We start from the raw sequence: 247 nt of genomic DNA on the forward strand, positions 1-247 counted from the left end.
GGCAACTCAAGCAGCAGAGATGGGCGTTGAGCGTTTTATTATTGATGATGGATGGTTTAAAGGAAGAAATGGCGATAAAGCTGGCCTAGGAGATTGGTTTCTATGCCCCTTTAAGTACCCGAATGGTTTACAACCTATTGTCGAACATGTGAATCAATTAGGTATGGAGTTTGGATTGTGGTTTGAACCTGAAATGATCAATACAAACTCCGATCTCTTTCGCGCACATCCAGAGTGGTTGCTCGCT

1 protein-coding gene is annotated in these 247 nt (G+C 43.3%); it reads left to right on the plus strand.

What is annotated here, in order from left to right; translation table 11 throughout:
* The coding region (locus tag V0R37_RS22960; RefSeq protein WP_420376674.1) for an alpha-galactosidase at positions 1–247 on the plus strand (247 nt) is incomplete at both ends.

The organism is Pollutimonas rozaliensis (assembly GCF_048751585.1).
GTDB lineage: Bacteria > Pseudomonadota > Gammaproteobacteria > Burkholderiales > Burkholderiaceae_B.